Here is a 10,032-nt window from a genome sequence, read left to right on the forward strand (position 1 = left end):
ATTTTAGCCAAATATTGATGAAAGTCAAAGTCAAAAATCTTGGTGTTTTAAAGCAAGCAGAATTGACCCTTGGCGACCTAACAATTATTTGTGGTGGCCATACTACTGGTAAAACCTACGCTACTTACAGCGGGAACCGCTGTATCATTATCTCTTTAGGACTACAAGAAATACCAACAACAACAACTCATCAGGTTTGGCTTTGCAAAGCCAATTTTTGATAGTCCTGTCTAATAGGAATCTGAATGATGAACTCTGCTCCCTGACCGGGATGAGAAACACACTTCAACTGTCCACGGTGTTTTTCTACCACAATCTGGTAGCTGATTGACAGCCCCAAACCGGTGCCCTTCCCTACGGGTTTCGTCGTGAAGAATGGGTCGAACAGCCGTCCCCTCACTTCCTCTGTCATACCCGGGCCATTGTCGCAAATGCGAATCACAACAAATGGGGCAGCTTTCCGGGTGGGGGCGAGGTTGTGGGAATCCACCTCAGCCGAAGAAACTGTAGAGCTTTCGGCAACGGGGGGATTGGAAATCGGGGATTTTTCTTCGTCCGCATACCCCACAGAGGTGCGAATCGCGATCGTGCGCGGCCCCCTTTGGTCATTGAGAGTGTCAATCGCATTCGCCAGTAAATTTACAAACACCTGGTTCAGTTGGCCGGCATAGCACTCCACCAGCGGCAGCGGGCCGTACTCTTTAATTATTTGAATAGCAGACTGGTCTAATTTGGCTTGCAGTCGGTGCTGCAAAATCAGTAGGGTGTTATCGATGCCCTCATGGATATCGACCTCTTTCATTTCCGCTTCATCCAGTCGCGAGAAGTTTCGCAGAGAGAGGACTATTTCGCGAATTCGGTCTGCCCCCACCTTCATCGAATCGAGCACTTTGGGTAAGTCTTCCATCAAAAACTCTAATTCGATTTCCTCAATATCCTCAACAATCGTTGCTGTGGGATGGGGGTATTGTTCCTGATAGAGTTTCACCAGTCCTAGTATGTTTTCACTGTATGTCCTCACGTGAGTCAGGTTGCCATATATGAAGTTAATCGGGTTATTGATTTCGTGGGCAACCCCTGCCACCATCTGTCCCAGAGAGGACATTTTTTCAGTCTGAATGAGCTGAGTCTGGGTGCGCTTGAGTTCTTGGAAAGAAAGCTCTAGTTGTTCGGCTTGTTTTTTTAATAGCGCTTCTGATTGTCGCAGAGCTTGCTCTATCTGCACGCGATCGCGAATTTCCTGGCTCAGCAGCAGATTTTTTTCCTGTAATTCCTGAGTCCTCTCTTCCACTTTATGTTCTAAAGTCCGGCTGTAATCTTCTAATTGCTCATTGGCTTGTTTCAGGTTGTCAGTCGCCTCAGACAAATTGGCATAGAGTCGAGCATTTTCCAGGGAAATCGCCGCTTGAGAACAGATCGCGGTTAAAACTTCCAGGCGATCGGCAGTAAACGCACTTCTTGTCAGATTATTTTCCAAGTAAAGCAGACCAATGAGCTTTCCTTTCTGGACGATCGGCATACATAAAACAGACTTTGGTTGAGCGTTAACGATATAGCTATCCCTGGTAAAAATTCCCTCCTGACTTGCATCATTTAATACCACATTTTCCTGAGTTCTAGCCACATAATTGAGGAGAGAAAACGGCAATATTTGAGTAGTTTGTCTTGGTGTGGATGGCAGCACTACTACCTCATTATTATCTATGCTTGCCGTCCCTTCTACCACCAGTTGACCATCTTTTTCTAAAATTAAGTAGCTTTTTTCAGCCCCAGCATTCTCAATCGCAATTTTCAATAACTTAGAAAGCAGACTTTCCAGAACAAGTTCGCCAGAAATGGCTTGAGAAAATTTCATCACAGAGGCGAAATCCAGTGCCACAAAACTCCCCGTAGTCGTCGCGCTAGTGGTTCGTGATACGTCGAAGCTGGGGGCTTCTTTAGTCAGTATTCGCCAGAAGAATTCAGGATATTCTTCTGATAAATCCTGCACTTTTGCCTTCGCTCCCCAGCGAATATAGCCATAGTAAGCATCCGTCAAATAAATCTCCGCTATCTTCTCCCGGCCGCGAGAAAAATAAAACTCGGCTGCGCGTTCATTAGCTAGGGCTTCTTCCTGAATGTATCCCTGTTCTCTGGCTCCTTGAATGCTGGCGTCATAATACTCCATCGCTTTGCCAATTTTACCCAATACCCGCGCTTTCTCCGCCTCCACTAACTCGTACTTATGCTGGAAGTTAGACGGGGCATGAAATGCCCATTTCTGCATTTTTTCTTGATTAGCTTCAACTAAGCTGATGTATTGTTGTTGTTCGGCGTCTGAAGCTTGAGGATAAACAGCGAGTAGAGCGAGGGAATAATAGAAATTGTGAGGAGCACTAACTACCATTCCCATCACGCTGACTGCGTGTTCGGCGGCTAAACTGGCATTGGCAACGGCATTCTTTGGTTCTTTAAAGAGATATAATAGAATTGTCTTGGCTAGATAAGTAATAAACAGCAAAATTGTATTGTTAGTTTCAATAAAAACAGGCAACATTTGTGTTTCATTAAAACTTTTGCCGATCAACTGATATTTTGCCTCCGATTCATTTTGAAGATTTAGCGTCAATTGGTGAAATATCTGGATGTAATAGATAGAATAGTCTTGTTTTAGTTTGAGCGCTAAATCAAGATATTGCTCTTGTTCCTCTTCTACAATGTCTAATCGTTCGCCAGTCAAAAATATGCTCGCACAATAGACCGTAACACAATAACCGGCATATTCTATATCTCCAGTTTCCAGTCCACTTTGAAACGCTGACAGTAAGGGGACTAAAGCTTGTTTGGCTGGCTCTTTCCAGTGTATAACAAAGCCATAAATTAATTGATTAACTCTACATTTAAGCGAGTTGGCATTAAATTTATTCAACAACTTTAATGCAAAATTACCAGACTGATATCCGGCATCTATATCCCCTATTAGGGAACACAGTATTAAACTATAAAAAGCATACGCAAAAGCAGCAATAGAGGAATAGCCATGCTCCATGCAGATTTTAACCAAAGTCACTGCAACTGGGAGCAAAATTGCGGGATTAGCAGCAAGAGCAGGAGAAATAAGAGAAGTCAGTATACTTAAAGCCGCTATTTTGTAAGGGTCTGTCATCTCTGGGAGATTGTCTAAGTCTGCGATATCTGGCAACTCAACCACAAAACCCCCGTTACCCTCGTCATTTGACAAGGAAACACCAAGCATATCCAGCACTTGCAGCCCAGTATCAATGGCTTTTAACATCTGATGTTGAGCCATATAAAACTGGATTTGTAGCTCGTATACTTTCACTTTTTCGAGCAGGGAGGTAGCTTGTTGCAGAACAACTTCAGCAAGAATTGCTGACTTTTCGTAATTGGTATTAATATATTCTGCTTCCACCGCTTCTACATAGAGTGCTAGTGTCAGATCGTAGTTAGTCTGCCAACTGTTTTCTGCCAAGAGTTCTAACCCTACTCTTAGTTGCGTGACAGCAGCTTCATAAGCTGACGCTGCTTTGGCTTTTCGACCAGCTATTAAATTTAATCGGGCTAGACGATCTTTTTTTGCCTGATTGGTGATGAAGTCAGCCCCAACATTTAACTGATTGACAATCTCAAAGATATTTTCTTCTATCTCCTCTGCTGGAGTATGCTCTAGTAGCAGTTCACCAATTTTAAAGTGAGTCTGTTGTTTCTGAAATTCCGGAATGAGATAATACGCCGCTTGTTGTACCCGGTCATGGAGAAATTTGTAAGCGATAGGCGCGTGATGGCTGTAAGGCAAAGGGGCAGGTGAGGATGATAGCAGAGGAGAATCTGGAGATATTCTCTCCTTTACTTCCCTGCTCATTTCATCGGAGGTAAAAACGAGAGGGATTTTGTAGGCTTCGCTCAGAGGCAAAACCAAGCCAGCCTGAAGTGCTTCCCAGAAATCAGCCGCCGTTTCCGACTGAGATTTTTCATTGACAATTGCCAGAACTTCTAAATTAAATCTGTCTCCAATACAGGCGGCTAACTTTAAGACACCCTGCGTCTCGTCGGAGAGTTTTTGAATATTTCTGGCAATCAGTTCGACGACATTATAATCGGTGATGCCTACCGCTTGAATTTCGTTTAATGACCACTGCCAGCACCCGGCACTGAATTCAAAAGTCAATAACTTATCTTGGTACAGAGTAGCGAACATCTGAGTCAAGAAGAAAGGATTGCCCTGGGTTTTATTGAAAAGTAGCTCGGACAATTCAGAAACCCGGTTTCTCGGAGCGGAAGACTCATTCAGGGTATCTGCTACCAGCAAGCTGACGTTGCCAATATCCAAAGGACGGAGGGTGATATTATTTACAACCGCCCCATTTTTTTGAATCTCGTCCAACGTCAGCATCAACGGATGCGTCGGACTAACTTCGTTATCTCGATAGGCTCCCATCAGGAGTAAATACTGGCTGTCCGGGTCACAAATGAGCAGATGAATCAACTTGAGCGATGCCGAATCTGCCCACTGTAAGTCATCCAAAAAGACGACGAGCGGGTGTGAGGGTTTAGTAAATACATGAATGAATTCTTTAAATACCCGATTAAAGCGATTCTCGGTTTCAGATGGCCCTAATTGGGGAACAGCTTCTTGAATACCGACAATCAGTTCCACTTCGGGAATGACATCTACTATGACTTGGCCATTGGAGCCTAAAGCTTCTAACAGTTGCTCTTTCCAAATCGCTAGTTTTTCCGAACTTTCTGTTAACAGATGCCGCATCAAGCCGGCGAAAGCTTGAATCAAAGAAGCATAAGGAATATTTCGCTTGAATTGGTCAAATTTACCGGAGATAAAATAGCCGCGCTGCCTGACAATCGGTTTTTGAACTTCATTCACTAAGGAAGATTTGCCAATCCCTGAGTAACCGCTCACTAGCATCATTTCGCTGGTTCCGCCGGAGACTCGCTCAAATGCTGCCATCAAAGTGGCTACTTCTTGCTCACGACCATAGAGTTTTTGGGGGATGAGAAATTGTCCAAACTTATCGCGATTACCGATTGGAAAGTTGTCAATTTTTCCCTGCGTTTGCAGTTGATGCTGGCACATTTCTAGGTCAGCTTTTAGTCCCAGGGCGCTTTGGTATCTATCTTCCGCAGTTTTGGCTAATAATTTCATTACAATGTCAGAAATCGCTTCGGGAATTTCACCGATTTGATGATGGGGCGGCACTGGTCTTTTAGCGATATGGCAGTGAATTAATTCTAGGATGTCGGTGGCTTGATGTGGTAGCTTTCCCGTCAGAATTTCATAAAAGGTGACACCTAATGAGTAAAAGTCGGTGCGGTAGTCAATTGAGCGATTCATCCGCCCAGTTTGCTCTGGGGACATATAGGCGAGAGTGCCTTCTAGCAAGTTGGGACTGCTGAGAATCTGGTTTTCTCGCTCTAAGTACGTGGAAATGCTAAAATCGATGATTTTAATTTGATTGGTTTTAAAATTGATAATGATATTCTGCGGTTTAATATCTTTATGAATAATCTTATTTTCATGCAGTTGAGCTAGAGTTTCGGCAAGATGAATTGCTAGAGTCAAAAATTCGCTTATTGCAAGGTGTTTAGTTGCCATTAGGTTTTTCAGGGAGTCCCCTTCAAAATCTTCTAATATCAGCGCCAGACCGTTATTATGCTTTTCTAAAGAGTAAGCTTTGATAATCCCGGCTATGTCCAGAGTTTTGAGGATTTTATATTCATGCCTCAACCGCGTGATTTCTTCTATTGTGGGATACTCGGCTTTAAGGGTTTTTACTATGACCTGAGTTTGCTCCGATACCTTAACTCCTCGATAAATGACTGTATTGACGCCTTCATGAAGGGGCAACGATAAGAGTTTGTAACCGGGCAGAAGAGTGTTTTTCATATTTGTTTTTTCAATGAGTCCTATTATTCGGGTGTGGAATTGATGGATGGGAACCTGAGACAGCGAGGTTCGATCGCCTGTAGGGAAAAATTAAAGGAGCAGGGAATCAGCTTCTTAGCAAGTGGCAATATTTTCTCCGCTCATTCAATGCTGAAGTGAATCAGGGTCGGATATTTAACTATAATACTTCTTCTGGAGTTGGAAAAGTAAAAAGGCGCATCCACATAAATTATCCGATCGCACTACCTCAATCATCTGTTTAAAGGTCTCTCGCTGTACTCCGCATAGATACTTAAAGTGGTCAGAACTTAGGTTTTTTACATCCTACTAGCTTACCTGTTTCAGCATGAATTATTGCAACTTAGGATTATACATCCTACTACAACATATTTGCAGCACTGGGACCGGGCGCGAGCATTCGCGTCATGCGAAACATTTGTATGATATCAGCCTCCCCAAAAATTGAATTAGAAGAGAATATTGGCAAGATGGTCATCTTTGAAATAGAAACAGGCGACTCTAAAGTTGATGAAAATGGTTTACACGCGGCTGATTACCTGAGTGCGAAACATCCAAATGCTAGACTCTTGGGTATCCCTATTGGATATAACGTTGTGGCATCTCTAGGTGGTGTCATGGAGTGTGTTTTTAAGTAGTTTTACTTAGGGCTGTTGATAGATAGGCTAAACTTAATTCTATTAGATTTTGCTTAAAAGTCAAGCTGTTTGAATTTAATTTTATGAGAATCTTCACTGCGCTGGTTCAGAAAGATGCTGACACAGCTTTATATTATGTAGCCTATATTACAGGTTTCTAAGAGAGCGCATTCTCAAGGATAAACTTTAGACAAGCTACAAGCAAACCTACGTGAAGCGATTTAAATACTGTTGGAAAATGAGGGGATAGCATTCAATTGCTTTTCTATTCGGTGCGATCGCTCTCTTAATTTCTAGCATTATTGTTCTGCCAAGAGTGCGAGCTTTGATTGGGCGATCGAACGAGCGTAAGTCGCGTTACAATTTAGTTCAAAACAAAATTATGTATGCTGAGTGACCAAAACAAAAAAATCGTTCTCTAGTTCTACAAAGCGTTCGACGATCGCAAAATGGAACAAGCCTTAGAGCTTCTAGCGCCGAATTTTATTGCTCGCATGGCGGGAATCCCGGAGCCATTGGACGGGGAGGGGTTCAAGCAGTTCGGGATGTCATTTTATCTAGCTTTCAGTCAGGGTAAACACGTTTTTGATGAGGTTCTGGTTGCAGGCGATAAAGTAGTGACGTGCGGAACCTTCACAGCAACACACCTTGGAGAATTTCAGAGTCTCCCGCCAACGGGCAAACAAATCAGCTTGGCGATTATGCACATCGATCGGGTTGAGAACGGCAAAATCGCGGAGTATTGGGGGCAGGGTGATGCACTTGGATTAATGCAGCAGTTAGGGATTGTGTTCTTGCCGGGCCCAAAGTTACTACCGCACATTTTGAGAGGTGCTGCGTCCAAACTGTTTAAGAAATCCGCCCAGAAATAAGATTGTCAGAGCTTGTAGTTGACAGTGGCAGAACAAGTCATGGTAACAGTTACGTCGCGATCGCCGCGTAACACATTGTGCCGTCACCGGAACTAAGCATGAATTATCTGTTGAGTTGCAATGGTTGTCGCAGTCCGGTTAGCCCAAACGCGCCGAAGAGCGATCGCAATACCTAATACTTCCAAATTACTTGTGGATCGATATGTCGATGCCGGCTTCACAACATTAGCCAGATAATTATACAGTGTTTGATTTAATACTAAATGCTACGGATGTCGATCGAGCTACTATTTTTTATCTTCAAATCGATTTCTTATAACTCTTCTGGGGTGGGCAGGAGATCCCGCCTCGACAAAGCTTAACATCCTGCCCGCCTGAAAGCTTAAATTTAAATGCAGAACAGCTTGCAAATTTTTACTGCTCCATGAGGAAGCCAAAAAGATATATCATAACCTTAACCGGATCATTTCTTCCCAGATATGTTCTACTGTTCTAATCCCAGGTGTCCTCATCCTTTCAATCCCGACAACTCTAAATTTTGTCAAAGTTGCGGCCAGTCCGAGCTCAACTCTCTATTCAGAAACCGCTACCGCGTGATTCGACTGTTGGGCGAAGGGGGATTTGGCAGAACTTATGAAGCGGTAGATACCGATCGCATGGACGATCCCTGCGTAATTAAGCAGTTTGTACCCCAATTTCAAGGAACCTCAGCACTTGAAAAAGCCGCACAATTGTTTAAGGAAGAAGCGAAACGACTTTACGAACTCGGTGAACATCCCCAAATTCCTCGATTAATTGCTTATTTTGAACAAGACAAGCGACTTTATTTAGTACAAGAGTTGATTGAGGGGCAAACTTTACTAGCCGAATTAACTCAGCAGGGTGTTTTTAGCGAAGAAAAAATTTGGCAGTTACTCGCAGATGTACTGCCGATTTTGAAATTTGTGCACGATCGCCACGTAATTCACCGAGACATCAAACTTGAGAATATCATGCGGCGTCGCACCTCTGTTAGCTCCTCCCTGCCAAAGGCGGGAAATTTTCGGAATTCAGCTTTCCGAAGGGGAGGGCGGGGAGAGTTAGTTTTGATAGATTTCGGCATTTCCAAACAAGTGACGGGCTCCCTGATGAGCAAAGTAGGCACGACGGTAGGAACGCCCGGATATTCGCCTGTAGAACAAATGCGCGGTCAAGTTTTCCCCGGAAGCGATTTGTACAGTTTGGGAATAACTTGCGTGAGACTGCTAACTCAATGTTTGCCAAAAGTTGACGGTTCCGATGACCTTTACGATCCGATAAACGGTGGCTGGATTTGGAGAGAACGGTTGCCAGCCGGCACAAAAGTCAGCAGCGAGTTGACAAAAATTTTAGATAAGTTAATTGAAGATTATCTCAAAAATAGATATCAATCGGCTGATGAAGTAATCAAAGCTTTAAATCTCTATTCTTTACCTCCCCAACCCCATTGTGTCAATGGAGGACAACTTGCTCTAAATTCTTTTCGGATAAAGGGAGGACAACTTGCTATCAATTTCCCGCTCAATCAAAGCGGGCAAGTCAATAGCAATATCTCTGTCAATCCCAGGGAAAAACCCAATACCAATCTGCCTCTGAACCAGACCTCGCAAAGAATTACTACTGTCAAAAGCACTTTTGAATTTCAGGTGGTGACAGTAGACAAGCGCGGGAAGCAAACTAATTTTAATAGTGGAAAAGCGCGTTTTTTTGAAGAACATCTCGGTAGCAGTACAGTGCTGGAAATGGTATCTGTTCGGGGCGGTAATTTCCTCATGGGTTCCCCAAACGATCGGGGTGACAGCGACGAAAAACCGCAGCACCAAGTAACTTTAGGATCTTTCTATATTAGCAAATTTCCAGTCACTCAGGCCCAGTGGACAGCAGTTGCAGCCCTGCCGCAAATTAAAATATTTCTCAATCCCGATGCTGCCCGTTTTAAAGGTGCAAATCGACCTGTAGAAAATGTATCTTGGTACGAGGCTGTGGAGTTTTGCGATCGACTTTCTCGTAAAACGGGTAAGAATTATCGCTTGCCTAGCGAAGCCCAATGGGAATATGCTTGCCGGGGGCAAACTACGGGGCCGTTTCACTTTGGGGAAACGATTACCAGCGAGTTAGCCAATTACAACGGAAATTCTAATTACGCTGATGCGCCGAAAGGAGTTTATCGCTTTCAAACGACAGATGTTGGCAGTTTTAAACCTAATGCTTTTGGATTGTACGATTTCCACGGAAATGTTTGGGAATGGTGCGCGGATTCTTGGCACAATAATTATAACGGTGCGCCTGCAGATGGTAGCGTTTGGGAGTCTGACGGGGACTCTTCGCTGAGGTTGTTGCGGGGGGGTTCTTGGAACGATCATCCTCCGAATTGTCGCAGCGCGTGTCGCCTCAGATATCAGCCGGATTGTAAGGCTAGTATTGTGGGTTTTCGAGTGGTTCTTTCTGTTGTTTAGACTCCAATTGTAGGCATTCCTTCTCCTATCTTGAAATGCCTCTACGGTTCCCCCATTGGTGACAAGTTAAGGCTCAAAGCCAGTTGTCAAGGGGATTTTCGGAGGTAGCTCAAAGAAAAAAGGTTCTC

General features: G+C 43.8%; 4 protein-coding genes and 1 pseudogene. 4 read left to right on the forward strand and 1 reads right to left on the reverse strand.

What is annotated here, in order from left to right:
• Positions 1-17: 17 nt before the first annotated feature.
• The gene (locus tag QUA40_RS18230) at positions 18-221 is read left to right on the forward strand and encodes a hypothetical protein (protein ID WP_333128288.1); all 204 of its coding nucleotides are present in this window, start codon (positions 18-20) and stop codon (positions 219-221) included.
• Here the strand turns inward: QUA40_RS18230 and QUA40_RS18235 are convergent.
• Complete coding sequence (locus tag QUA40_RS18235; RefSeq protein WP_333128289.1) at positions 191-5,902, reverse strand: AAA family ATPase; 5,712 nt, start codon at positions 5,900-5,902, stop codon at positions 191-193. The genes QUA40_RS18230 and QUA40_RS18235 overlap by 31 nt on opposite strands.
• 440 nt (positions 5,903-6,342) lie before the next feature.
• Here QUA40_RS18235 and QUA40_RS18240 point away from each other — a divergent pair, with 440 nt between their 5' ends.
• The 3 genes and pseudogenes from QUA40_RS18240 to QUA40_RS18250 all read left to right on the forward strand — a co-directional run bounded on the left by QUA40_RS18240 (position 6,343) and on the right by QUA40_RS18250 (position 9,904).
• A complete protein-coding gene (locus QUA40_RS18240; protein ID WP_333128291.1) occupies positions 6,343-6,558 on the forward strand; it encodes a hypothetical protein in 216 nt (71 codons plus the stop codon).
• A 434-nt stretch (positions 6,559-6,992) separates the two neighbouring features.
• Positions 6,993-7,430: pseudogene (locus tag QUA40_RS18245) on the forward strand (ester cyclase); the annotation flags it as partial.
• 479 nt (positions 7,431-7,909) lie between these two features.
• On the forward strand, positions 7,910-9,904 hold the full coding sequence (locus QUA40_RS18250; protein WP_333128293.1) for a bifunctional serine/threonine-protein kinase/formylglycine-generating enzyme family protein: 1,995 nt from the start codon (positions 7,910-7,912) through the stop codon (positions 9,902-9,904).
• Positions 9,905-10,032 lie beyond the last annotated feature (128 nt).

Origin of the sequence: Microcoleus sp. Pol11C3 (genome assembly GCF_036701485.1) — a bacterium.
GTDB lineage: Bacteria > Cyanobacteriota > Cyanobacteriia > Cyanobacteriales > Microcoleaceae > Microcoleus.